A 25525-nucleotide genomic window follows, 5' to 3' on the forward strand; every position below is an offset into this window, starting at 1 on the left:
GCACCGCAAGCCTTTCAGGTCAGTTTTCCGTGGCAATGCTTGAACTTGCTTCCCGACCCGCAGGGGCAGGGATCGTTGCGGCCCGGATTTCCCCATGTTTCGGGGTTGGCCTCGTCGAACCCTGATATAGCGGCTGTGCCATCCTGCGCGTCAGGCGCGCTGTCAGGCTGCGGTGCGGATGCAGCGGCGGCAGCTTCGGCCTGACGCTGGATCATTGCCTGTTGCGCGGCGATCTGCTGGGCCATCGCCTTCTGCTCTTCCTCGGACATCGGGCGGACCTGGCCCAGCTTTTGCGTCACTTCGGCGCGCAGGCTATCAAGCATCGATTCGAAAAGCTGGAAGGCCTCGGTCTTGTATTCATTCAACGGGTCACGTTGCGCATAGCCGCGGAACCCCACGACCGAACGCAGATGTTCCAGCGTCAGAAGATGCTCGCGCCACTTGCCGTCGATGGTTTGCAACAGGATCTGCTTCTCGATCTGGCGCATCGTGTCTTCGCCAAAGGCCTCGGTCTTTTCGGCCATGCTCTTTTCAGCAGCTTCTTCCAGTCGCTCGCGGATCACCTCGTCGTCCACGCCTTCCTCTTCGCCCCAACCAATCACCGGCACATCGAGGTTAAGCTCTGCAATCACGGCGGCATAAAGCCCCTGCATGTCCCACTGATCGGCATAGGTCTTGGGCGGAATATATTGGGTCACGAGGTCGTCGATCACCTGTTCGCGCATGTCCTGCGTGATCTCCGACAGGTCTTCGGTTTCCATGATCTCGCGGCGCTGGCTGAAGATCACCTTGCGCTGGTCGTTCATCACATCGTCGAATTTCAGCAACTGTTTGCGAATATCAAAGTTGCGGCCTTCGACCTTGGCCTGTGCGCGTTCCAGCGATTTGTTCACCCAAGGATGCACGATCGCCTCGCCTTCTTTCATGCCAAGGGTGGACAGCACTTTTTCCAACCGTTCGGACCCGAAGATCCGCATCAGATCGTCCTCAAGCGACAGGAAGAACGAGGATCGTCCGGGATCGCCCTGACGGCCAGACCGACCGCGCAGCTGGTTGTCAATGCGGCGGCTTTCGTGGCGTTCGGTTGCCAGAACGAAAAGCCCGCCGGCCTCCTTGACCGCAGGTTCATCGGCGGCGTGATCGGCCTCGATGCGGGCGCGTACCTCGTCGGGATTGGCGTCGGGATCAGCGGCGATGGCTTCCATCACCTTGAAATCGAGGTTTCCACCCAGCTTGATGTCGGTCCCGCGGCCCGCCATGTTCGTGGCGATGGTCACCGCGCCCAGCTTGCCTGCATCGGCGACGATCTGCGCCTCCTGCTCGTGCTGGCGTGCGTTCAACACGTTGTGCGTCAGGCCCGCCGTGGTCAGCAGTTGCGACAGCATCTCGGATTTTTCGATCGAGGTCGTGCCAACAAGCACCGGCTGGCCCTTTTCATGCGCCAGCTTGATCTCTTCGACGATGGCGTCGTATTTCTCGCGCGCGGTGCGGAAAACCTTGTCGTCTTCGTCAATCCGCGCAATCGGCTGGTTGGTTGGAACCTCGACCACGCCCAGCCCGTAGATTTCGGCAAATTCCTCGGCTTCGGTGGTCGCCGTCCCGGTCATGCCCGCAAGTTTGTTGTAAAGGCGGAAGTAGTTCTGGAAGGTCACGCTGGCCAAGGTCACGTTCTCGGGCTGGATCTTGCAACCTTCCTTGGCCTCGATTGCCTGATGCAGGCCTTCTGACAGGCGGCGTCCGGACATCATACGCCCGGTGAACTCGTCGATCAGCACAACATCGCCGTCGCGAACGATATAATCCTTGTCCTTCTGGAACAGTTTATGCGCGCGCAGACCCTGGTTGACGTGATGCACGATGGTCGTGCTTTCCGGATCATACAGCGATTGCCCCTCGGGCAGGATACCGCGGGCCAGCAAATGCTTTTCGAGAAATTCGTTGCCCTCATCGGTGAAGGTCACGTTGCGGGTTTTCTCATCAATGGTGAAATGTTCGTCGGTCAGATCGGGAATCAGCCGGTCGATGCTGACGTAAAGCTCGGACCGGTCCTGTGCCGGACCCGAGATGATCAGCGGGGTGCGCGCCTCGTCGATCAGGATGCTGTCAACCTCGTCCACAATCGCGAAATTGTGTTCCTGCTGGTTCATCTGGCTCAGCTCTGACTTCATGTTGTCGCGCAGATAGTCGAAGCCAAGCTCATTATTGGTGGCGTAGGTGATGTCGCAGGCATAGGCCGCGCGCTTTTCGTCCTCGGGCTGCTGGGGATAGACAACACCCGTGGTCATGCCGACGGCCGCATAGACCTTGCTCATCCAGTCGGCATCGCGCCGTGCGAGATAGTCGTTCACGGTGACGATATGCACGCCCTTGCCCGACAGCGCGTTCAGATAGGCCGGGAAGGTCGCAACCAACGTCTTGCCCTCGCCGGTTTTCATTTCCGCGATATTGCCTTGATGCAGGAAAATACCGCCCATCAACTGAACGTCAAAGGCCCGCAGGCCCAAGGCACGCCTGGCACCTTCGCGGCAGTTGGCAAAGGCTTCCGGCAGCAGATCGTCCAGCTTGGCACCGTCCGCCAGCCGTTTACGCAGCTCTGCGGTTTTCTCGATCAGGCCCTCGTCGGACAGTTTTTCGAAATCCGGCTCCAGCGCAGTGATCTTTTCGACAAGCGGGCGTGTCGCCTTGATCTGGCGGTCATTCGGCGTTCCGAACACCTTCCGCGCGAGTTTTCCGAATCCGAGCATGGTCTCTCCGTCGCTTTCTGACGCCATCGTGTGTGGCATCCTGCTTGCCCGCCTCGCACACACCCCATATGAGTCGGGTGAATGACCGGTCTGGCAATAGCCCCTCGGCGATGTAAGGGTCGGTCGGAAAAGTGTCAACGCCGCCCAAGGGCGCATACGCCCAGGAAGGACGAATCAATGCCAAAACACCTCACCAAATTGTCGACTATTGCGCTGATCTGCATGATGGGGATGCCTTTGCAGGCCCAGGACACCCCCAGCGCCGATACGGTCGTCGCCACGGTGAATGGCACCGAGATCACGCTTGGCCACATGATCATGGTCCGTGCCACGCTGCCCGAACAGTATCAGCAGATGCCTGCGGATGCACTGTTCGACGGCATTCTCGAACAATTGGTGCAGCAGGAAACGCTTGCCCAATCAGATGACGCCACGGAAACCCGACGCGTGAAAATTGCGCTTGATAATGAACGCCGTACCCTTCTGGCCAGCGAAGTGATCGAGATGGCCGCTACGGATGCGGTGACAGATGAGGCGTTGCAATCCGCATATGACGCTAAATATGTCGGTGCCGAAATGGGCGACGAGTTCAACGCGGCGCATATTCTGGTCGAAACCGAAGAAGAAGCCGCAGCCCTTGTGGAAGAGCTGAATGGCGGTGCCGATTTTGCAGAGCTTGCCCGCGAAAACTCCACCGGACCTTCAGGCCCGAATGGTGGCGAGCTTGGCTGGTTCAGCGCAGGGATGATGGTTGAACCCTTCCAGGCCGCTGTTGAGGGTATGGAAAACGGGACAATCTCCGATCCGGTTCAAACCCAATTCGGCTGGCATGTCATCAAGCTGATCGAGACCCGCACAAAAAGCGCACCTGAACTGGATGCCGTGCGCGAAGAGCTGTCGGGCACGATCCAGCGCGCTGCTGTCGAGGCAAAGATTGCTGAACTGGTCGACGCGGCAGAGATCACCCGCACCGACAAGGCAGAACTCGACACAGAGGCGCTGAACGACCTCTCCCTGCTAGAGGACTGATCCATGGCGAAGACGCTCGCGGTTTCCCCGCTCGCACCGGCGGCATTTCCTCAACTTCCGGTGATCGGCGGCGTGGAATTCGCCGTCGCAGAGGCCGGCGTTCGTTACGCTGGCCGGACGGATGTGATGCTGGCGCGGCTTGTGCCGGGCAGTACGGTCGCGGGCGTCTTCACCCGGTCAGCCACCCGTTCGGCCCCGGTCCTGGATTGTCAGGACAAGCTGGGCGGGGATCAGTCGCCCGGCGCGGCGATCATCGTGAACTCTGGCAATTCCAACGCCTTCACCGGTCGCAACGGCGTCGAGGCAACGCAAGCCGTGACCTCTGCGGTGGCCGATGTGCTGGACTTGCCGGATGCCCGCGTGTTCAGTTCATCCACCGGGGTGATCGGCGAACCGTTGCGCCACGACCGTATCACCGCCAAACTTGATGAGCTGACGGCCTCCCTGTCCCCGGATGGCATCGCAGACGCGGCGCGCGCCATCATGACCACGGACACGTTCCCCAAAGGCAGCGCCGCTTCGGTTGATTTGCCGGGCGGGCGCGTACAGATCGCGGGCATCGCCAAAGGCTCCGGCATGATCGCGCCGGATATGGCGACGATGCTGGTCTATATCTTCACCGATGCACAGATCGGTTTCGACGCCCTGCAACAGATGGTATCCGAGATCAGCGATGCCACGTTCAACTGCATCACCGTCGACAGCGACACGTCGACCTCCGACACGCTGCTGATGGCCGCGACCGGCGCATCGGGCGTGCAGGTAGAGCCCGGCGATGACGCATTCCGCGCCGCGCTGCACAAGGTCATGCTGGACCTTGCGCATCAGGTTGTGCGCGACGGCGAGGGTGCCACGAAATTCGTCGAGATCAACGTGACAGGGGCCGAATCGGATGCCGATGCGCGCACCCATGCATTGGCAATCGCCAATTCGCCGCTGGTGAAAACCGCCATTGCCGGCGAAGATCCCAACTGGGGCCGCATCGTCATGGCCATCGGAAAATCCGGTGCCGCGGCCGATCGCGACCTGCTGACCATTCGATTCGGCGATGTTCTGGTGGCGGAAAACGGTTGGGTTTCGCCCGATTACCGCGAAGACCAAGGCGCGGCGATTATGAAACAGTCCGAAATCTCGATCAATGTCGGACTGGGACTCGGCCAAGGCGCGGCGACGGTCTGGACCTGCGATCTGACCCACGGCTATATCTCGATCAACGCGGATTATCGCTCTTAAGCTTCTTCTTGGCGAAAATACTCCGGGGTTCCAGGGGCTGGCCCCTGGCCCTGCCTTCACCACAAGGACGTCGATGAAAACCATTCTTGTCTCCGCCGTCGCATTGATTGACCCGGACGGGCGCGTTCTGCTGGCACAACGGCCCGAAGGCAAGCCGATGGCAGGTCTTTGGGAGTTTCCCGGCGGCAAGGTCGAACCCGGAGAGACCCCCGAAGCGGCATTGATTCGCGAGCTTCAGGAAGAGTTGGGCATCGACACTTGGGAAAGCTGCCTTGCGCCGCTGACCTTCGCCAGCCACAGCTATGATGATTTTCACCTTCTCATGCCGCTGTTTGCTTGCCGAAAATGGCAGGGCATTGCGCGTGCGCAGGAGGGTCAGACCCTCAAATGGGTGCGGCCGATAGAGATGCGCGACTATCCGATGCCTCCGGCAGATATCCCGTTGATCGCTATGCTGCGCGACTTTTTATAGGCGATTATCTGCCGTTCGGTCAGCTTGCTCCCGAAAATCTGGACAGGGCTGTTCAAATACCTTCAAATCGCTAAAACTTGTTTCTAGTTCATTAACCATTGCTTCGTACTTTCTATATGTCGTTGAAATCGGGAAGGAACTGACATGTTAAGAACGATTGTCGTTGGAAGCTGCGTCTCGGTACAGGGCACAGTCGAAAACACATTGCCTGACGGACGCATCGCTGTGCGGGTCGGCGATCAGGTATTCACAGGAATTCCTGTCTAATACGCAGCCCGATTGGCAGCCCGATTGTCGGCACCACTCGGCTGACAGATGACATGGCTTATACAAAAAAGGGGAGGCATCTGCCTCCCCTTTTCCAATTTCTTATCCGGTCCGAAGTCAGTCGAGCTTGCGCTCAACCTCTTCGCGCTCGAAAATCTCGATGACATCGTCAGGACGAATATCGTCGTAGTTTTCGAAGGCCATACCGCATTCCTGACCGGAAATCACTTCGGCGACTTCGTCCTTGAAGCGCTTGAGCGTCTTCAGCGTGCCTTCGTGGATCACCACGTCGTCGCGCAGCAGGCGCACACCGGCAGAGCGGCGGGCGATGCCTTCGGTGACCAGACAGCCTGCAACTTTGCCGACGCCGGTAACCTTGAAGACTTCCTTGATCTTGGCGTAGCCGATAAAGCGTTCGCGGATCTCGTTGGACAGCAGACCAGAGGCCGCCGCTTTCACGTCATCCACAAGATCGTAGATCACCGAATAGTAGCGGATCTCCACGCCTTTCTGGTTGGCGGTGTTGCGGGCGGTGGCATTGGCACGCACGTTGAAGCCCATGATCGGGGCCCCGGATGCTTCGGCCAGCCCGACATCGGTTTCTGTGATCGCGCCGACACCGTAGTGCAGCACGCGCACGCGCACCTCGTCATTGCCGATTTTTTCCATCGCCTGGAAAATCGCTTCAGCAGAGCCTTGCACGTCAGCCTTGAGCAGAATCGGTAGCTCGCTGACATTCTCGTCGTCCTTGGCCTTCGCCATCAGTTGTTCCAGCGTCGTCGCGGCCCCGGCTGCGGCGCGCTTTTCCTTCGCGGCACTTGCACGATACTCGGCGATTTCGCGGGCCTGCGCCTCGGTCGAGGTGACGTTCAGCACGTCGCCTGCCTCGGGTGTGCCGTTGAGGCCAAGAACCTCGACCGGAACCGAAGGGCCGGCTTCGGAAACGCGTTCGCCCTTGTCGTTGATCAGCGCGCGAACCTTGCCGTATTGCTCGCCCACGACGAAGATATCGCCTTGGCGCAATGTGCCGTTCTGAATGAGGACGGTGGCAACCGGGCCGCGACCCACATCCAGCTGGGCCTCGATCACGGCACCTTGGGCAGCGCGATCGGGGTTGGCCTTGATGTCGAGGATCTCGGACTGAAGCGCGATGGCCTCCAGCAATTCGTCCAGACCCTTGCCCGTCTTGGCCGAAACCTCGACGTCCTGCACGTCACCGGACATCTTCTCGACGACGACCTCATGCTGAAGCAGGTCCGTCCGGACCTTGTTCGGATCTGCGGCAGGCTTGTCGATCTTGTTGATCGCAACGATCATCGGCACGTTTGCCGCCTTGGCATGGTTGATGGCCTCGATTGTCTGCGGCATCACCGCATCATCGGCAGCCACAACCAGCACCACAATATCCGTGACCTGCGCACCACGCGACCGCATGGATGTAAAGGCGGCGTGGCCCGGCGTGTCGAGGAAGCTGAGCACAGTGCCGCTATCCGTCGTCACCTGGTAGGCACCGATATGCTGCGTAATGCCGCCAGCCTCGCCCGCGACAACCTTGGCGTCACGGATTGCGTCCAGCAGAGAGGTCTTGCCGTGGTCGACATGGCCCATGATCGTGATGACCGGGGGACGCGGTTTGAGATCCTCGGGCTTGTCGTCGACCTGTTCGATGACCTGCTCGACATCGGAATCGGACACGCGGGTTACCTTGTGGCCGAATTCTTCGATGATCAGTTCCGCGGTATCGGCATCAATGCTTTGATTCTGGGTCGCCATGATGCCGTTCTGCATCAGCGCCTTGACCACATCAGCCGTCCGTTCGGCCATGCGGTTGGCCAATTCGCCGACCGAGATTGCCTCGGGCAGATTGACATTGCGCACGATCTTTTCGCGCACGACCGGACCGCCCATTGCCTTCTGGCGGGCACGTTCCTGCTTGCGCTTCATCGCGGCCATGGATTTTTGCCGACCGCCTTCGCCAGACAGGGCCTGGTTCAGCGTCAGCTTGCCAGAACGGCGGCCATCATCGCGGTTCTTGTTGCGGTTGGAACGGTCGTCGTCTTCACGACCTTTCTTGCGGGCAGGCGAGGGGGCTGCCGGGCCACCTGTGGGCCGCGGTGTGCGTGCGCCAGCGTCGGCCTTCGGCGCGGCGGGTTCCTCGGCGGCCTTGGAAGCGGCTGCGGCGGCGTCGCGGGCGCGACGCTCTTCGTCCTCCGCCTTCTGGCGGGCCTTTTCCTCGGCTTCGCGCTGTTCGCGCTCTTTCTGTTCTTTTTCGGCGCGCATGCGCTCGCGCTCTTCGGCGCGGGCCTTCTCATCAGCCTCGCGCTTCGCGGCCTCTTCGACCTCGCGCGCCCGTGCGGCCTGAACGGCTTTCAGGCGGCGATCCATTTCCGCATCGGAAATCCCGGCGGGGCGTGGGCCCTTGTTGCCTGACGTGGCACCGCCGCCCGCGGGCTTGGACGCACCGGGCTTGGGGACCACAACGCGCTTGCGCTTGGTCTCAACCACGACGTTTTTGGTCCGCCCATGGCTGAAGCTCTGCTTCACATTCCCGGACCGGGGACCACCGCGCAAACCCAAAGTCTTTTTACCGTCGCTATCGCTCATGAAGTTCTCTTATCCTTTCCGACGGCCCCTGCCGCCGCGATCTGCATCGGATGCGCCGATGCGCATGCCCTTCAGTCGTTGGGCTTCCTCTACAACACGTTTGGTGAGTCCACCAGCGCCAAGCGCGCCATGTATCACAGTTTGTCGCCCAAAGGCCAAGCCCAACTCTTCAGAGGTGAGCCAACCGATAAAATTGCCATAGTGCGGCGTGCTGAGCTTGGACTTTCCGCGCTCGGACCCGTCGCTGGCCTGAATAAGGACTTCGGCCTCTTCTTTTGACAGCCAGTCCTTCACCTTTTCATACCCGGTGACAGCGTCTCCGGACTTTCGCGCGAGGCTGATCAGATCCACCACCCGACGCGCCAGTAATTTTTCGACCAGTTCGGCCAACCCTTCGGGCACCTGCACCGGTTGCTTTGCGGCGCGGGAAAACAATTCCTTGGCCGCGGCCTTTTCGATCGCCGCCTTGTCCGCGGACACATAGATCCCCCGACCGGGAAGGCGCCCCAGAATGTCGGGGACGACCTGATTGTCCGGCCCGATCACGAAACGTATCAGCCCCGACGCGGGCTGTGCTTCGCCCGTGACGATACATTTACGTTCCGGACCATCTTCATGGTCCTTTTGGCGTCCGCCGCGAGTCATGCCCGGCCCCAGTTCCCGGCGCCTTAAGCGCCAGTTTCCTCAGTAGCGTCCGTGTCGTCCTCGGCAGCTTCGTCCTCATCGACTCTCGGGTCCAATTCCGACGGATCGACCCAACCAAGCAGAACACGGGCTGTCATCACGAGGGTCTGCGCCTCTTCCAGCGACATATCGAAGGGTTCCAGAAGGCCGTCATCCTTGACGCGTTCGCCATTGTCGGTGGTCCAGCCGCCTGCCAGTTCCCAATCGGCGCAGGTTGCAAAGTCTTCCAGCGTCTTCACGCCGTCCTTCGCCAATGCCTCTACCATTTGGGGTGTGAGGCCCTCAAAGTCAATAAGGCTGTCCTCGGCGCCCAGTTCGCGTGCTGTTTCCAGCGCCTTGCGGGCCTGCGCTTCGAGGTTTTCACGGGCGCGGGTCTGAAGTTCCAGCGCGGTGTCGGCATCGACCCCGTCGATGACCAGCAGCTCATCCTGTTCGACATAGGCCACTTCTTCGAGGTTGGTGAAGCCTTCGGCGACCAGCAGTTGGGCAAAGAATTCGTCCAGGTCCAGCGCGTCCATGAACAGCTTTGTGCGTTCCTCGAACTCTTTCTGGCGGCGCGCGGATTCCTCTTCCTCGGTCATGATGTCGATATCAAGACCGGTCAGCTGGCTGGCAAGGCGCACGTTCTGGCCGCGACGGCCGATGGCCAGCGACAGCTGTTCGTCAGGCACGACAACCTCGATGCGCTCTGCATCCTCGTCGAACACGACCTTGGACACCTCTGCCGGTTGCAGCGCGTTCACCAGGAAGGTCGGGATGTCCTCGTTCCAGGGTATAATGTCGATCTTTTCGCCCTGAAGCTCGTTCACGACGGCCTGCACACGGCTGCCGCGCATACCAACGCAGGCACCGACTGGGTCGATCGAGCCGTCATAGCTGATCACGGCGATCTTGGCGCGCGAACCGGGGTCACGGGCCACGGCCTTGATCTCGATGATGCCGTCGTAGATTTCCGGCACTTCCATCTTGAACAATTCCGCCATGAATTGCGGGTCGGTGCGCGACAGGAAGATCTGCGGTCCACGGACTTCGCGGCGCACATCCTTGATGTAGCAGCGGATGCGGTCGTTCGGGCGATAGCTTTCGCGGCCGATCTTTTCATTGCGGCGCAGGATTGCTTCGCCACGACCCACATCGACGATGACGTTGCCGTATTCCTCACGCTTGACCTGACCGTTGATGATCGTGCCTGCGCGGTCCTTGAATTCTTCGTATTGGCGGTCACGCTCTGCTTCGCGGACCTTTTGCAGGATCACCTGCTTGGCAGATTGCGCGGCGATCCGGCCCATTTCCACCGGCGGGACTTCCTCGACAAAGGTGTCGCCGATGGCAGGGTCCGCCATATATTGCTTGGCCTGATCGACAGTCATCTCTGCCTGATAGTTTTCCAGCTCTTCTTCCTCGACCACGGTTCGGACGCGGGTGAATTGCGCACGCCCGGTCTTGCGGTCGATATGGACGCGGATGTCCATTTCGGCACCGTAGCGGCTCTTGGCGGCACGGGCGAGGGATTCTTCCATCGCCTCGACGACCAGACCGGGGTCGATCATCTTTTCGCGTGCGACCGCTTCGGCGGTTTGCAAAAGCTCAAGCTGGTTGGCAGAGGTGATTGCCATTTATTATGTCTCCTCTTCGGGCGTTTCCGCCTCGATAGTGTCAAACTCGTCTTCGTTCACGGCCGATGCCTTGCGGGCTTTCAGCATTTCCTTGATCAGATCATCCGTCAGCACCAACTTGGCTTCCGACAACCAGTCGAATTGCAGCCCCACAGTACCCTCGGCGATATTGATCAACACTTCCGATCCCTCGACGCCTGCCAGCTCTCCCTTGAAGCGGCGGCGTCCGTCGATCAGCTCGGTGGTCTCGATCTTGGCTTCGTAGCCCTCATATGTGTCAAAATCCTTGATCCGGGTCAGCGGCCGGTCGATGCCGGGGCTGGAAACTTCCAGCGTGTAGCCATCAAGGATCGGGTCCTCCACGTCCAGTATTGCGCTGACTGCGGTGGAAATATCCGCGCATTCGTTGACTTCGATGCCGCCCGCGGGACGTTCGGCCATGATTTGCAACGTGGGCGTGTTGCCGCCCATCAGACGGATACGCACCAGCTCGAATCCCATGTCCTCGATGACAGGGGTCACGATTTCGGCCAGGCGTTTGTCCATGGCGGCTTTGGCGATCAGATCAGACATGCGTATCGGCGTTCCAGACACAAAAAAACGGGCGCGCGGCCCGTTCGGAAATCCCGGTGGTGCTTTCGGATCAGGACCCGAACGCGCCGCTGTTGAGGGGCATATACGCCGCTCGCCCCGAGTCTGCAAGGGCTTTGCGCAATCCGCGTGTCATTAGAAGTTCTCGACAAGGTCATCCGCCTCGGCTGCACGCCAAGGTCATGGCCGTCGCTTATTTCGAGGCCCCGCCCTTGCGGAGTTGCCCGTCCGCTGGACCGCCGGTGCAAAGGATGATGAAATAGTGCGACTCGACGACTTTGGGTTGATAGACAGCACAGCAGACAAATTGGGGAGGGGCCCGGATGCCCGACGACGCAAATCAGATGCCAGCAGGCGCGAAAAAGGCCGATGGCCAGTCCTTTGTCTGGGCGGATCCGTTCCTGCTCGACGATCAACTGACGGAGGACGAGCGGATGATCCGCGAGGCCGCCGCAGCCTTCGCCGCTGACAAGCTGGCACCGCGTGTAACGGATGCGTACCTGAATGAGGTCGCCGATCCCGACATCTTCCGCGATATGGGCGCGGCGGGGCTTTTGGGCATTACCGTGCCGGAGGAATATGGCGGTCTGGGTGCGGGCTATGTCAGCTACGGCGTCGTCGCGCGGGAAATTGAGCGGGTGGATTCCGGCTACCGCTCGATGATGTCGGTGCAGTCGTCGTTGGTGATGTACCCGATCCATGCCTATGGCAGCGAGGCACAGCGCAAGAAGTATCTGCCCAAGCTGGCCTCTGGCGAATGGATCGGTTGTTTCGGGCTGACGGAACCCGATGCCGGGTCGGACCCCGGCGGCATGAAGACACGGGCCAAGAAGACCGATGGCGGCTATGTGTTGAACGGGTCCAAGATGTGGATCTCGAACGCGCCTATGGCGGATGTCTTCGTGGTCTGGGCGAAATCCGACGCGCATGACGGAAAGGTGCGCGGCTTTGTGTTGGATAAGGGCATGAAGGGGCTGAGCGCGCCCAAGATCGGCGGCAAGCTGTCGCTGCGCGCCTCTGTCACCGGCGAGATCGTCATGGACGGCGTCGAGGTGCCCGAGGACGCGATCCTGCCCAATACCCAAGGCATGAGCGGGCCGTTTGGCTGCCTCAACCGGGCGCGCTATGGCATCAGCTGGGGCGTGATGGGCGCGGCAGAGGATTGCTGGCACCGGTCGCTGCAATACGGGCTGGACCGCAAGCAGTTCAAGCGTCCGCTGGCCGCGACGCAGCTGTATCAGAAGAAGCTGGCCGATATGCAGACAGAGATCAGCCTCGGTCTGCAAGCGTCGCTTCGGGTCGGGCGGCTGATGGACGAGAACCGCCACGCCCCGGAGATGATCTCGATCATCAAGCGCAACAATTGCGGCAAGGCGCTGGATATCGCGCGCATGGCCCGCGACATGCATGGCGGCAATGGTATCCAGATCGAATATCAGGTGATGCGCCACGCCCAGAACCTTGAAACGGTGAACACCTACGAGGGTACGCATGACGTTCACGCGCTGATCCTTGGCCGGGCGCAAACCGGCATACAGGCGTTTTTCTGACCGCTCGCACACATGGTCCGGACGCGGCACACGTCCGGACGACCTGCCCGGTCGATCCGGGCTTGATGCGCGCGCCATCGGTGAAGGAAACACAACCGGTCTGGCGCGCAAAACTTGTGCAATGGACGCCGGATTCGGCATAAAGCCTGCTCTGCCTGCTTGCACAAACCTCTGTGATTTCGCAATTTAGCTTGCGCCTGTTTCATCTTAATTCATCCGAAAGGTAGTTTATCCGGCCACATGGATATCGTCATCGTCACCACGATCATCGCGTCGTTATTTATCATTATCGGGGTGGCAGAGCCGTTGGCAGCGCGTCTGCGTTTGCCCTACACCGTGATTCTCGCCGTGCTGGGCATGATGATCGGTGCGGGCGCGATCTTTTTCCTTCGCACAGATATAATTGACGCGCTGAACCCGGTATCCGCCGCGATCCTGAACCTGCCGATCCGGTCCAATGTGTTCCTTTATGTGTTCCTGCCCACCCTGTTGTTTCAGGCCACGCTGGGCATGAACCTGCGCCGGATGCTGGACGACTGGGTGCCGATACTCGTGCTCGCCGTGGTGGCCGTGGTCGTGGCGACACTGTCGGTGGGATATGCGCTGGCCTGGGTCAGCTCTATCCCGCTGGTGGCGTGTCTGTTGATCGGTGCCATCGTGTCAACCACAGACCCCTCGGCGGTGGTCAGCATCTTCCGGTCAATCTCGGCACCACGTCGGCTGGCCCGTATCATCGAGGGCGAAAGCCTGCTGAACGATGCCGCGGCCATTGCGCTGTTCGGCCTGTTCATGGGGTTCGTCATGTTGGGTGTGCCGAACCCGACGCTGTCTGCGGCATTGGGGCAATTCCCGATGCTGATCTTTGGCGGGGCGCTGACCGGCTGGGTGGTGGCGCAGATCGCGGTATGGGTCATGTCGATGTTTGCCCGCTACGAATTGGCGCAGATTTCGATCTCGGTCGCGTTGCCCTATCTGGCCTATATTGGGGCAGAACAAAGCGTTGGCGCATCTGGCGTGATTGCCGTGGTCGCGGCTGGGCTGACGCTGAATCTGACCGGCCCCGGTCGGCTGCCGCCCGAATCCTGGGTCAACCTGCGCGAAGTCTGGGATCTTCTGGCGCATTGGGCCGGGGCATTGATCTTTATCCTCGCCGCCCTGTTGATCCCGCGTATGCTGGAAGAGGTCCGCGTGTCGGATTTCGCGCTTCTGGGCGTGGTGATCCTGGCGGCGATCGCGGCGCGCGCGGCAATCATTTTCGCGCTTATGCCGTTGCTGACCGCGCTGCGCATATCACCGAATGTCGAGCGTCCCTACCGCGCCGCGATCCTTTGGGGCGGCTTGCGCGGGGCCGTGACCCTGGCGCTGGCGCTCGCCGTCACTGAAAGCTTCCGTGTCCCCGGCGAGGTCAAACGCGTCGTGGCGATCCTTGCCACCGGTTTTACCCTGTTCACGTTGTTGGTGCAGGGGACGACGCTGCGCATGGTGATCCGCTGGCTGGGCCTTGACCGGTTGTCGCCTCTGGATCAGGCCCTGTCCCGGCAGGTCGTCGCCGTTGCCTTGCAGACCGTCCGCGAGGATGTGTCCCGCACCACAGAAAATTACGAGCTGACGCATGACATCATCCGGTCCGAGGCCAAGATCTTTGGCGAAAGGCTCGACGATGCGGTGAAATCGGCCGAGGAAAGCGGTGAAATCCTGGATCGGGACCGCATCACGCTGGGCCTGATTGCGCTGGCGGGCGCAGAGCGTGACACGATCCTTGAAAGTATGCGCGAACGCACGATCTCGGCCCGGATGAGCGAACAGGTTCTGTCCCATGCCGACCGGGTGATCGAAGGCGCGCGGACCGGCGGGCGCAACGGGTATCGCCGCGCCGCCAATCGTACCTTGACCTATGGTCCCATGTTCCGCGCGACCGTTCTTTTACACAATCGGTTCTGGCTGTCGGGGCCGCTTGGCGCGCTGACAGCTGACCGGTTCGAACTGCTGCTGTCACAAAGGCTGATCCTGCGCGATCTGGGGGGCTTTATTGACGGGCGCATCCGCCGCATCCATGGTCGCCGGGTCGCGGAACTGCTGCACGAGCTGCTCAGCCGCCGGATCGAAAACGTCGAGGCCGCTCTGGAGGGCCTTCGGCTGCAATATCCCGGCTATGCCGAAGAACTGGAGCGCCGGTTCATCCGCCGCACCGCGCTGCGTCTGGAGGAACGCGAATATACCTTGATGCGTGAGGACGCCCTGATCGGAGCAGAGGTTTACACCTCGTTGATGCAGGATGTCGCCGCGCGCCGGGCCAAGGCCGAAGAACGACCCCGGCTTGATATCGCGCTTCAACGGTCGGAACTGGTGCAGCAATTCCCGCTGTTCGAGGATCTGGACAAGGCCGCGCTGAAACGGTTGGGACGGGCACTTCGGACCCATTATGCCAATGCGGGCGACATTGTCGTGACCAAGGACAGCCCGGCCAAAAGCGTGTTTTTCATTTCGTCCGGCGCGGTAGAACTGGAAAGCGCCGGCCAGACCTGGCGTTTGGGGCGTGGCGAGATGTTCGGGCAGATGGCGGTTCTGATGCAGCGGCCGCGCCGCGTCGAGGTTCGGGTCATGGCACCCTCGACCATCCTTGCGCTGGACGAAACCCGGTTTCGGCGACTTTTGAAACGCAGCAAGGCTTTGCAGGATGCCGTGCGCGCCAGCGCTGAGAAGCGCGGAATTGATGCCGCGATTCTGGCACCGGAACTGGCCCAGGCCACACCTAAACACTGAAGGGCCGGGGCTGGTACGCAGCGGATTAGCGGGACGTTTCCGCCTCGCTCAGTGTGATGATCGGGCCATTCGTGGCTTCGGCATCCTCGGGATCATGGGTGACCATCAGTGTCGGGATCTCGCGCTTGCGGATATGGGTGAAGGTAAAACCGCGCATCTCGTCGCGCAGTCCTGCGTCCAGCTTCGAGAACGGCTCGTCCAGCAGCAGGGCCGCAGGGTCTGCCAGTAGCGTGCGCATCAGTGCCGCTCGGGATCTTTGGCCGCCAGACAGGCTGGCGGGATCACGGTCATACATGCCAGGCAGGCCCGCGTCAGCCAGCGCCTCCTGCACAGTGTCACGCCGCACCCGCCGCCCTTTGACGGTCCGGGACAAGCCGAAGGCCAGGTTGTCGCCGACGCTGAGATGCGGAAACAGCACTGCATCCTGAAACATCAATCCGATGCGCCGCGCCTCGGCAGGCAGGGGGCTGATGTCCATGCCGTTCAAGGTGATCTGTCCCGACAGGATGAACGTTGGCGAAAGCAACCCGGCGACCGCATCCAGCAACGTCGATTTGCCCACGCCGGACGGTCCCATCACCGTGGCAACCTCTCCGGGGCCGACACACAGCGTCAGCGCCGGGAAAAGCGGCGGTGTCTGGTTCAGGCGCACCGTCAGGCCGGTCAGGCACAGGCTCATGCCGAGGCTCCTTTCATGGCTGCACGTTTACGGTGCAAAAGCGCGGGGATCAGGAATGCGGCGGCATAGGCGGCCAGCGGCAATCCGGCTTGCAGGCTGGCATAGACGCCCGTCACGCGCCGGTCCGACCCCGAGGACAAGGTGACGGCCTCTGTCGTCAGGGTCGCCACCCGGCCTGCCCCCATGAACAGCGTCGGCAGGTATTGCGCGACGGACACGGCGATGCCGATGGCGGCGGCTGTCAGGATCGGCATCGCCAGGACCGGCAGCTTCACCGCGAACAGGCGTCGCCACGGCCCCGCCCCAAGCGATGCGGCAGCGCGGGTCAGCCGCGGATCCAACGCGCGCCACGGGTCCGACAGGGTGATCATCACATAGGGGAAGACGAACAGCGCCTGCGCCCAGATCACCGCTATGTGGCCGCCGCTGATTCCCAACCGCAGAAACAGGATATTCAGCCCGTAGAGAAAGGCGATCTGCGGGACCAGAAGCGGCAGGTAGATCAGCGCCTCGGCCCAGGCGGCGCGGCCACGCCGGGCGCGGTCCTCGCCCTCCAGCCAGGCGATGGCCAGCGTCAGCGAAATGGCGGTGGTCGCACCGGCCAGAAGCAGCGTGTTGCCAAGCGCATGCGCCCAGCCAGCGCCGGGGCTGCCCCAGGCCTTCAGCGACCAGCTTTGCGGTACGGGGGCAGGCCAGGGCCAGCGCCAGGCCAGCGACCAGACGACCAGCGACAGCATCGCCAGCGTGCCGATTGCGAACAGTGCCATGACCAGCGCCGTGGCCGCCCGAAGCAGCGGCTCGGCAGAGCTGCCCCGCCCACCGCCGCGCACCCACCACAGGCCGAGCCGACGCATGGTCCGCTCGCCCAGCCACAGCAGGGCAAACGCCGCAGCGACCAGCAGCCCCTGCATCAGCGCCCCGGCAGAGGCGGGCAGGATGCGCGCAATCTCCGGATCGGAAAACAGCCGTGTCAGCAGCACCGCCAGCACCGGCGGGTTGGAAGGCCCGAGGATCAGTCCCATATCGACGGTCGACAGCGCATAGGCCAGCACGACCATCACCGGCAGGCGAATGAGAGGCCAGACCTGCGGGGCGATGATCTTCATCCACACCAGCCCGCGCCCATAGCCCAGCATCCGCCCCGCAGCCATATTCTGCCGCAACGGGATCTGGGTCAGCGCCGACAGCATCACGAGCAGCAGAAACGGCACCTCCTTGACCATCAGGCCAAGGATCAGCGCGATGCCCCAAGGGTCGTTTACGATGGTCAGATCCGGCGGGTTGCCCCATCCCATCAGCGGTGCCAGCAGGCGCGCGATCCAGCCAGAGGGTGCCAGCACGAAGGCCAGCCCGATGGCCATGGCGGCATGGGGAGCTGCCAGAAACGGCGTCAGCCAGCGCGCGGCGGCAGAATTGGACATGCGTTCATGCGCGACGGCGCAGAAGCCCACGGCCAGCATCAGTGACAGCAATGTTGCCGCCAGGCCGGTCCACAACGTCAGTTTCATCGAGGTCCACAGGCCCGGAATGGCGGACAATTCGCGCCAAGGGCCCAGGCCCGGATCAACCGCGCCAAGCACCGGCATCACGCCAAAGGCGGCACGGCCGGTTTGACCCAGCCCCGCCGCAATCGGCCCCAGAAGGCCGAGCACAAGCACCGCCAGAACGACGAGGCGCAGCCCTCTGCCGTCGCGGGGTCTCACCGTGTGTAGCGCTTCGCCCAGTCGGCGGTCAGACGGTCCATCCAACTGGCATGGGGTTCCAGAAGGGTTGGTCCCAGCGAGGCCAGATCGGGCAAGGCAGGTGCCGTCGGCAGGGCGTCAAAGACGGCCCGTGCGTCGTCGTTCAGCTTGGCCGGGTCGAGGACGGCGTAAGAGCCCAGAACCTCGATATTCTGCATATGCGCCTGCGTTTCGGGGTCCAGCAGGAAGTTGGCGACGACCATCGCACCTTCGCGGTTGGCCGCATTATAGGGGATGGCGACAAAGCTGACATTGCCGATCGTTCCGCCTTCGGGCACGAAAACGCGCGCAGTCTCGGGCAGCAGCCCTTCGGCAATGGCACCGGCGGTCGAGGCGGGGTCAAAGGACATCGCCATGTCGATCTCGCCGTCATTCATCAACTGTTGCTGGATGGACTGGTTTTCCGGGAATGCCGCGCCCTTGCGCCAAAGGTTGGGCCGCAACGCGTCATACCACTCCCACAGCGGTGCCGTGGCCGCGTCGTAATTGGCATCCGTCGCGGGCTGTTGCAGCACCGAGGCGTCGGGTGTCAGTTCGATCAGCGCCTGCTTGAGAAACGTGCCACCCATGAAGTTCGACGGATCGGGATGGGTGAACCGGCCGGGGTGTGCCGCCGCCCAGTCGACAAATGCCGCCATGCTGGCGGGCGGCGCATCAATCCGTGCACTGTCGTAATTGAACACGAATTTCGCCAGCCGCCACGGGCTTTCCATACCATCGACGGGCGTGGTGAAATCAACCGAATTGGCCGAAGTCGGCGACAGGTCAAGGTATTGCGCATTCGGCAGGTCGGCCACGAAAGGCCCGTGCAGCAAGCCTTGTTCCTTCATCGCCAGAAAATTCGGCCCGTTTATCCAGATCATGTCGACCGATCCGCCCTGATCCTGCCCGGCCGCCTTTTCCGAGATCACGCGGGTGACGGCCTCTGCTGTATCGGTCAGCTTGACCTGCCGGACAGAGACGCCACGACGCGCCGATGTCTGCTCGCCCACCCAGGCGATAAAGGCGTTGGTCCGCTCATCCCCGCCCCAGGCGTTCCAATATACGGTCTGGCCACGGGCGGCGTCCAGCGTGTCTTGCCAGGTGTCGGCAAGAACCGGGGTGGCGAACAGGGCAGCGACAAGGGCCGCTGTCAGGGATGGGGGCATATGCAAAGTCCTTTATCGTGGTCGTGATGAAAACAAAGAGGATGCCCCGCGTCATGCGGGGGGTTGGGCAAAAGCCTGCCACCCCTGCCACCAACGTGTCAGGGTCGTGATCGCGCAGGCCGCAGCGAAAATCAACGCCAGCACAGGGAACAGGTCCGGAAACAGGCACATGGCAACAAACAGACCGATGGTTTCCGCGCCTTCGGTCAGCCCGCCAAGGTAATAGATCCCCTTGGTGGGATAGGCCTCTGGCCGCAGCCCGCGTTGACCTGCGATGACGGCAAAGGCCAGAAAGGACGACCCGGTGCCGACAAAGGCCGCGATCAACACGGCGGCAGGCAGGGCGTTCTGCGCCGGATCGGCCAGCGCAAATCCCAGCGGCACCAATGCGTAGAAGGCGAAGTCCAGCGCGATATCCAGGAAAGCGCCGCGATCGGTGGGGCTGGCCAGGCGCGCGACCGCACCGTCCAGCCCGTCGAAAAGTCGGTTCAGAGCGATCAGCGTCAAAGCAACGCCGTAAGATCCAAACGCCAGTGAGGGTATGGCCAAAAGACCGATCCCGAAACCCGCCAGTGTCAGATGGTCGGCACTGATACCGCGGGCGGCAATGGCCCTGGCGAGCGGCTCAAGGAGGCGTCTTTGCAAGGGCAGAAGGGCTGCGTCGATCATCGGAAACCTACCTTGCGGTGCAAACCTGCACGGTTGGCGCGACGAAGCGCGGCACCGCCGAACTTGACCGCCACCGAGAAACCGCGCGATTCCGGCACCGGATTGCGGCGTCTCACAGCCCGGCGCATCGGCGGTGCGCGCCCAATCAAAGGCAGGGCGCATGGCTCCGTGGTTATCATCGCAACGCGTCTCAGGCTTTCGGTTCCTTTTTTCGTCATGCCCGCATTGGGCGTCCTGTGTTATCGTGTCTTGTCGAAACGGCGGGTCTTCCCGCGCCGGACCGGACAATTCCGCACATTGGCATGATCGGAGCCGTGCAATCCAGCGGCTTCACGACATGGTGTTCCGTGCGGAGCATCGGTGATCCCTGTCAGCAAGCCATATGGACCCGGTTAGCCATGTCGTGCTAATTCGATGGACCGGTACAGCAGGGCGGCCCCGCGAGGGCCGTCGGACAAGGAAAACGGCAGCCAAATGGAAACGATGATCCCCGCATGGGTGGACGGCACGCTGCGTCCTGTCGAAAAGCTGGCGGTGCATCGCCGCGGCCTGCGCCACAAGGCGGTGTCGGTTTTCGTGATGCGCGGATCGCAGACGCTGATACAGCGCCGGGCACTGACGAAATACCACACGCCAGGGCTTTGGGCGAATGCCTGCTGCACGCATCCTTTTTGGGACGAGGCGGCAGAGGACTGCGCACCGCGACGGTTGCAGCAGGAACTGGGCATCGAGTGCCTGCCAATCCGCCATCGCGGGCAGGTGCATTATCGCGCCGATGTGGGCGGCGGGCTGACCGAGGATGAGGTCGTCGAGATATTCACCGCCGAGGCGTCGGAGGACACTGTATGCGTTCCGAATCCGGCAGAAGTGGCAGAAGTTGCGTGGATAGACCTCGACGCATTGGTCACGGACACCACTCGCAGGCCAGAGCGTTATACCCCGTGGCTGCGGATCTATCTGCGCGACCATATCAACGATATCTTTGCGGCTTGAAACGCTGCGCAATACGGCTGGAACGGACCAGAACTTTCAAACGTGGTCCGGGGCTCTTTGCCGCAGGCACCAGGCGGCGACCGTCGTGACATCCGGTTCCAGCGGCTCTGCCAGGTCCTCGGCATAGGTCAGGAACGCGTCGAGCGATCCGGGATTGACCGCAACCAGCACCGGTATATCGCGCGAAAGTGCCTCGGCGATCACCGGTCGAAAGCCGCGCCCGTCCATTTCCTGCTTGCCGAATTTGTTCACCACCAACAGGTCTGCGCCATCGTCAAGCCCTGCGGTGACCAGCCCGACTGCGCGTTCCAGCCCGTCTGGATCCAGTCGGCAGCCCTGTGAATGCGTGCCAAGATCCTGACTGATCCGCACCACCTCTGTTCCGGACAGGATATGCAGATCCATGTGGCATTTATGCGCCGGTTTGCCTTCCGGATTGACCTGCACCGCACCTGTCAGGCGTAGCCCATTGTCACGCAGCCGCGCGGCCACGTCCCGGATCAACCGATCCGCCGCTCCGCGCCCGTCAGCCACCACATAGCCCAGCATGTTACGTCCCTTGCAACTCTGCCGACCCGCATACATGATGCCCGCCGAACAGGAAAGTGACCGCATGATACAGCCGCCTGATTATCCCGTGCTGCCCAATCCCGGCGACCCTCGACTGACGCGCCGGATCACCGGGACGGACCATACCGGCGCGGCCACGGAAATTGCCGTGGTCGAAGAGCGCCCCCTGACCATGTATCTCAACCGGCAAGAGATCGTGACGGCGATGACCATCGGCGATCACCCGGAATATCTGGCGCTGGGGTTCCTGCGCAATCAGGGCATGCTGCGCGCCGATGATGTAGTCACAGGCGTCGATTACGACGACGAGATCGAGACCGTGGTGGTGCGCACTGCGCGCGAGACGACCTACGAGGAAAAGCTGCAAAAGAAGACCCGCACCAGCGGGTGTGCCGTGGGGACGGTTTTCGGCGACATGATGGAGGGGCTGGAGGGGCTGACCCTGCCGGCCGCCGAGATCCGAACAAGCTGGCTTTATGCGTTGGCGCGGCAGATCAATACCACGCCGTCGCTCTATCTTGAGGCGGGTGCCATTCACGGCACGGTGCTGTGTCAGCAGGATCGCCCGTTGGTCTATATGGAGGATGTCGGTCGGCACAACGCTGTCGACAAGATCGCGGGCTTCATGTTCCGCCATGACGTGCCGGCGGGCGACAAGATCCTTTATACCACCGGACGGCTGACATCGGAGATGGTCATCAAGACCGCGCTGATGGGCATCCCCGCGCTGGCCTCGCGGTCCGGTTTCACCGCATGGGGGGTGGAAATTGCGCAGCAGGTCGGCCTGACATTGATCGGGCGGATGCGCGGGCAGCGGTTTGTCTGCCTTAGCGGCGAGGACCGGCTGGTGCGCGATGTTGACCCTGCCAGCGTCCCAGAGGAAAGCGCGCGTTCGCGGCGCAAGTCCGCCACATGAGGCAACCTGTCGGGATCATTTTGGCTGGCGGGCAGGCGACCCGGATGGGCGGTGGCGACAAGGCCTTGCTGGATCTTGGCGGCGCGCCTCTGTTGTCGCATGTCATCGACCGGCTGGCGCCTCAGGTGGCCGGTCTGGCGTTGAACGCGAATGGCGATCCCGCGCGCTTTGCGGATTTCGGCCTGCCGATTGTGCCTGACAGCCTTCAAGGGTTTCTTGGTCCACTGGCCGGGGTGCTTGCGGGGTTGGACTGGGCGGCAGAGCAAGGGGCAGATGCCTTGATCTCCGTCGCCGCTGACACGCCGTTTTTCCCCTGCGATCTGGTGCCGCAGCTTCTGCTGGCCTCCGAAGGGCAGGCGCATCCGCTGGTGCTGGCCGCGACGAAGGGCGACGCACAGACGAAATCAAAGTCACGCTCTGGCCTGATCCGGCATCCGACTTTCGGCCTTTGGCCGGTTGCGTTGCGCGATGACCTGCGGGATGCGTTGCGGGACGGGCTGAAAAAGGTTGTTCTGTGGACCGATCGGCATGGCGGCCGCGAGGCGCTGTTCCCTTCGGACAGGCTTGATCCGTTCTTCAACGTCAATACGCCTGAGGATCTGGCCCACGCGCAGGCTCTGCTATGAAGGTTTACGGGATCACTGGCTGGAAGAATGCCGGAAAGACCGGGTTGATGGAGCGTCTGGTCGCTGAAATCTGTGGTCGTGGGCTGACGGTCTCGACCGTGAAACACGCGCATCACGATACGGATGTGGATCAGCCCGGTCGTGACAGCTTTCGCCACCGCGCGGCGGGCGCGCGCGAGGTGCTGTTGGCTTCGCCATACCGCTGGGCCTTGATGCATGAGCTGCGCGACGCGCCGGAGCCTGCGCTTTCCGATCTGCTGACGCGGCTTTCTCCGGTCGATCTGGTGTTGATCGAGGGCTACAAGCGCGAGCCGCATCCCAAGATCGAAGCCTTCCGCGCACAAAACGGCAAGCCGCCACTGGCGGATCGGAATGACACGATCCGCGCCGTCGCCTCGGATGTTCCGCATCCCGATCTGTCATTGCCCTGCATGGATCTGGACGACACTGCCGCAATTGCGGATTTCATCCTGCGCGAGGTCGGGCTGTGAAGGTGGACCGCGTCGCAATTCTGGATTGGTCCACCGCTGGCAAACCCCGGCTGGGCAAGGATTCCATCTGGCTGGGCATTGTGGACAGCGCCGGTGTCACCGCCGAAAACCTGCCAACACGCTCAGAGGCCGAAGCGCGGCTGGAAACCCTGATTGCAGAGACATTGGCGGGGGGGCAGCGCCTGTTGCTCGGGGTGGATTTCAATCTGGGCCATCCCGCTGGCTTTGCGCGGCACCTGACTGGCGAAGCGCGCGCACAGGCGGTCTGGGCATGGCTGGCGGCCCGTGTGGTGGACGGGCCGGACAATGCACATAACCTGCCGCATGTCGCGGCCGAGGCCAACGCAGCCTTTCCAGGACAGGGGCCGTTCTGGGGCAACGCGCGCAAGGCTGACATACCGGGCTTACCGCGCACCAGGTCCGGCTTGCCCGAGGGGCTGGCCGCCGCGCGCGAGGCAGAAACGGCGGCCACCGGGCCGGGCGCACGGCCAAAATCGGTCTGGCAGCTTTCGGGCGCCGGTGCGGTCGGCGCGCAAGGTCTGATGGGTATGGCGATGGTGCATCGCCTGCGGGCGCGGTTTGCCGGGCAACTGGCGGTCTGGCCGTTTGAGCCGACCGATGCGGCTGTAACGGTGGCAGAGGTTTACCCCTCGATGCTGTCGGCCGAATGCAAGGCGCTGTGTGCCGCCAATCCCGCCATGGCAATGGACGAAGCGCAGGTCCGGCTGCTGGCTCAGGCGCTTTATGCCCTGTCTGCGCAAGGTGATCTGACAGCCCTCATGGACCCGTCCCAAGACGCGGACTTCATCGCCGAAGAGGGCTGGATTCTGGGGGCAGGGCATCAGATGGAGCTGCGCCGGGCTGTGCCGGCCACGCAAGAACCACCCCGCTTGCGGGATGATTGCTTTGCAATGCCGCAGGGGGTGGATTGGGTGCCGGTGGATGACGCATTGAACCGATTGCGCGCGGCGTTGAAGCCGATAACGATGCAGGAAACCTGCCCGACGACGCAGGCCGCCGGGCGGGTTCTCGCTGCCGAGTGCCTGGCGCGGCGATCCAATCCGCCCCGGCCGAACTCTGCCGTCGATGGCTACGGTTTTGCCCATGCGGCAACAGGGGAGGGGCCACAGCGCCTGCCGCTGGTCGACGGGCGCGCCGCCGCTGGCCAGCCGTTCGACGGGACAGTGCCGCAAGGGGCCGCCATCCGCATTCTGACGGGCGCGATCCTGCCCGATGGCGTGGATACGGTGGTGCTGGAAGAAGACACTGCCAATGATGGTGCGGCGGTCGTCTTTGACGGCCCGGTGAAGCCCCGTGCCAATACGCGCAAAGCGGGCGAAGACGTGACCCAAAGCGCGCTTGCACTGCCCATGGGTCACCGCTTGCGTGCGCCTGATCTGGCGCTGCTGTCAGCGCTCGGCGTGCCCGAGGTTCAGGCGTTCCGGCCTCTGCGCGTCGGAGTGCTGTCCACGGGGGACGAGATCATCGCCGCGCCCGACCTGCCCGCCTTGCCGCATCAGATCTGGGATGCCAACCGCCCGATGCTGCTGACACTGGCGCAGAACTGGGGGTATCAGGCGGTCGATCTTGGCCATGCGCGCGACGACCCCGAAGCGATTGCCGCCCGGCTGAACGATGGGGCGGCGCGGGCCGACGTGATCCTGACCTCGGGCGGCGCATCGGCAGGGGATGAGGATCACGTCTCGGCCTTGCTGCGCGCGCGTGGGGCGCTGTCCAGCTGGCGCATCGCGTTGAAACCGGGGCGACCTCTGGCGCTGGCACTCTGGGGCGGGACGCCGGTATTCGGTTTGCCGGGCAACCCGGTGGCCGCGCTGGTCTGCGCGCTGATTTTCGCCCGCCCCGCCTTTTCGCTGATGGCGGGTGCAGGGTGGCTGACACCGCAGGGCTTCACGGTTCCGGCGGCGTTCACGAAATCCAAGAAACCGGGCCGCCGGGAATACCTGCGGGCCCGGCTGAACACGGATGGGGCGGCCGAGGTCTTTGCATCTGAGGGGTCGGGCCGAATCAGTGGGCTTTCCTGGGCGGACGGATTGGTGGAACTGCCTGACGAGGCGATGGATGTTGCGCCTGGCACGCCAGTCAAGTACCTGCCATATTCGAGCCTTGGAGTGGTCTGA

At 62.4% G+C, this 25525-nt stretch carries 20 protein-coding genes; 10 read left to right on the forward strand and 10 right to left on the reverse strand.

The features are described 5' to 3' along the window. Positions 1-14: 14 nt before the first annotated feature. Entirely contained in the window at positions 15-2744 is a 2730-nt protein-coding gene (secA, locus tag B8991_RS05805; protein ID WP_084352150.1) for a preprotein translocase subunit SecA, read from the reverse strand. 177 nt (positions 2745-2921) lie between these two features. Here secA and B8991_RS05810 point away from each other — a divergent pair, with 177 nt between their 5' ends. The 3 genes from B8991_RS05810 to B8991_RS05820 all read left to right on the forward strand — a co-directional run bounded on the left by B8991_RS05810 (position 2922) and on the right by B8991_RS05820 (position 5478). Further along, positions 2922-3773 (forward strand): peptidylprolyl isomerase, encoded by an 852-nt coding sequence (locus B8991_RS05810; RefSeq protein ID WP_084351302.1) that lies wholly within the window; start codon positions 2922-2924, stop codon positions 3771-3773. Positions 3774-3776: 3 nt separating this feature from the next. Next, positions 3777-5006: a bifunctional glutamate N-acetyltransferase/amino-acid acetyltransferase ArgJ gene (gene argJ, locus B8991_RS05815; RefSeq protein WP_084351304.1), complete on the forward strand. Its 1230-nt coding sequence runs from the start codon at positions 3777-3779 to the stop codon at positions 5004-5006. Between the two features lie 73 nt (positions 5007-5079). Beyond that, positions 5080-5478 (forward strand): (deoxy)nucleoside triphosphate pyrophosphohydrolase, encoded by a 399-nt coding sequence (locus tag B8991_RS05820; RefSeq protein WP_084351307.1) that lies wholly within the window; start codon positions 5080-5082, stop codon positions 5476-5478. Between the two features lie 384 nt (positions 5479-5862). Here the strand turns inward: B8991_RS05820 and infB are convergent, their stop codons facing one another. From infB to rimP, 4 genes are read right to left on the reverse strand one after another with little or no spacing between them, the layout of a single operon-like run. Then, positions 5863-8349: a translation initiation factor IF-2 gene (gene infB, locus B8991_RS05825; protein ID WP_084351309.1), complete on the reverse strand. Its 2487-nt coding sequence runs from the start codon at positions 8347-8349 to the stop codon at positions 5863-5865. A gap of 9 nt (positions 8350-8358) precedes the next feature. Further along, positions 8359-8994 carry an RNA-binding protein gene (locus B8991_RS05830; RefSeq protein WP_084351311.1) on the reverse strand — a complete coding sequence of 212 codons (636 nt, stop codon included), beginning with the start codon at positions 8992-8994 and terminating at the stop codon, positions 8359-8361. Between the two features lie 23 nt (positions 8995-9017). Then, the gene (gene nusA / locus B8991_RS05835; protein ID WP_084351313.1) at positions 9018-10649 is read right to left on the reverse strand and encodes a transcription termination factor NusA; all 1632 of its coding nucleotides are present in this window, start codon (positions 10647-10649) and stop codon (positions 9018-9020) included. 3 nt (positions 10650-10652) lie between these two features. Continuing rightward, positions 10653-11222 (reverse strand): ribosome maturation factor RimP, encoded by a 570-nt coding sequence (gene rimP / locus B8991_RS05840; RefSeq protein ID WP_084351315.1) that lies wholly within the window; start codon positions 11220-11222, stop codon positions 10653-10655. Between the two features lie 341 nt (positions 11223-11563). Between rimP and B8991_RS05845 the strand changes: the two genes are divergently transcribed. Beyond that, positions 11564-12790: an acyl-CoA dehydrogenase gene (locus tag B8991_RS05845; protein ID WP_179141434.1), complete on the forward strand. Its 1227-nt coding sequence runs from the start codon at positions 11564-11566 to the stop codon at positions 12788-12790. A 240-nt stretch (positions 12791-13030) separates the two neighbouring features. Next, on the forward strand, positions 13031-15553 hold the full coding sequence (locus B8991_RS05850; RefSeq protein ID WP_084351317.1) for a cation:proton antiporter: 2523 nt from the start codon (positions 13031-13033) through the stop codon (positions 15551-15553). A 25-nt stretch (positions 15554-15578) separates the two neighbouring features. Here the strand turns inward: B8991_RS05850 and B8991_RS05855 are convergent, their stop codons facing one another. The 4 genes from B8991_RS05855 to B8991_RS05870 are packed head-to-tail and all read right to left on the reverse strand — an operon-like array spanning position 15579 to position 19791. Next, a complete protein-coding gene (locus B8991_RS05855) occupies positions 15579-16232 on the reverse strand; it encodes an ATP-binding cassette domain-containing protein (protein WP_143514500.1) in 654 nt (217 codons plus the stop codon). After that, entirely contained in the window at positions 16229-17980 is a 1752-nt protein-coding gene (locus tag B8991_RS05860; RefSeq protein WP_218673190.1) for an ABC transporter permease, read from the reverse strand. Before B8991_RS05860 ends, B8991_RS05855 begins: the two co-directional genes overlap by 4 nt. Beyond that, positions 17932-19122 (reverse strand): ABC transporter substrate-binding protein, encoded by a 1191-nt coding sequence (locus B8991_RS05865; RefSeq protein WP_084351319.1) that lies wholly within the window; start codon positions 19120-19122, stop codon positions 17932-17934. Before B8991_RS05865 ends, B8991_RS05860 begins: the two co-directional genes overlap by 49 nt. A 51-nt stretch (positions 19123-19173) precedes the next feature. Then, positions 19174-19791 (reverse strand): CDP-alcohol phosphatidyltransferase family protein, encoded by a 618-nt coding sequence (locus B8991_RS05870; RefSeq protein ID WP_084351321.1) that lies wholly within the window; start codon positions 19789-19791, stop codon positions 19174-19176. A 474-nt stretch (positions 19792-20265) separates the two neighbouring features. Here B8991_RS05870 and idi point away from each other — a divergent pair, with 474 nt between their 5' ends. Then, positions 20266-20784 (forward strand): isopentenyl-diphosphate delta-isomerase, encoded by a 519-nt coding sequence (gene idi / locus B8991_RS05880; protein ID WP_084351325.1) that lies wholly within the window; start codon positions 20266-20268, stop codon positions 20782-20784. A 36-nt stretch (positions 20785-20820) separates the two neighbouring features. Here idi and B8991_RS05885 read toward each other — a convergent pair whose 3' ends face one another. Then, on the reverse strand, positions 20821-21333 hold the full coding sequence (locus tag B8991_RS05885; protein WP_084351327.1) for a DUF2478 domain-containing protein: 513 nt from the start codon (positions 21331-21333) through the stop codon (positions 20821-20823). A 64-nt stretch (positions 21334-21397) separates the two neighbouring features. Between B8991_RS05885 and B8991_RS05890 the strand changes: the two genes are divergently transcribed. From B8991_RS05890 to B8991_RS05905, 4 genes are read left to right on the forward strand one after another with little or no spacing between them, the layout of a single operon-like run. After that, positions 21398-22270, forward strand: coding sequence for a formate dehydrogenase accessory sulfurtransferase FdhD (locus B8991_RS05890; protein WP_235866558.1), 873 nt, complete (start codon positions 21398-21400; stop codon positions 22268-22270). Further along, positions 22267-22896: a molybdenum cofactor guanylyltransferase MobA gene (mobA, locus tag B8991_RS05895; protein ID WP_084351329.1), complete on the forward strand. Its 630-nt coding sequence runs from the start codon at positions 22267-22269 to the stop codon at positions 22894-22896. Before B8991_RS05890 ends, mobA begins: the two co-directional genes overlap by 4 nt. After that, positions 22893-23387, forward strand: coding sequence for a molybdopterin-guanine dinucleotide biosynthesis protein B (gene mobB / locus B8991_RS05900; protein WP_084351331.1), 495 nt, complete (start codon positions 22893-22895; stop codon positions 23385-23387). Before mobA ends, mobB begins: the two co-directional genes overlap by 4 nt. Further along, positions 23384-25525 carry a molybdopterin-binding protein gene (locus B8991_RS05905; protein ID WP_179141435.1) on the forward strand — a complete coding sequence of 714 codons (2142 nt, stop codon included), beginning with the start codon at positions 23384-23386 and terminating at the stop codon, positions 25523-25525. The genes mobB and B8991_RS05905 overlap by 4 nt, the downstream gene beginning before the upstream one ends.

This window comes from Primorskyibacter flagellatus, assembly GCF_900176485.1.
Lineage (GTDB): Bacteria > Pseudomonadota > Alphaproteobacteria > Rhodobacterales > Rhodobacteraceae > Primorskyibacter > Primorskyibacter flagellatus.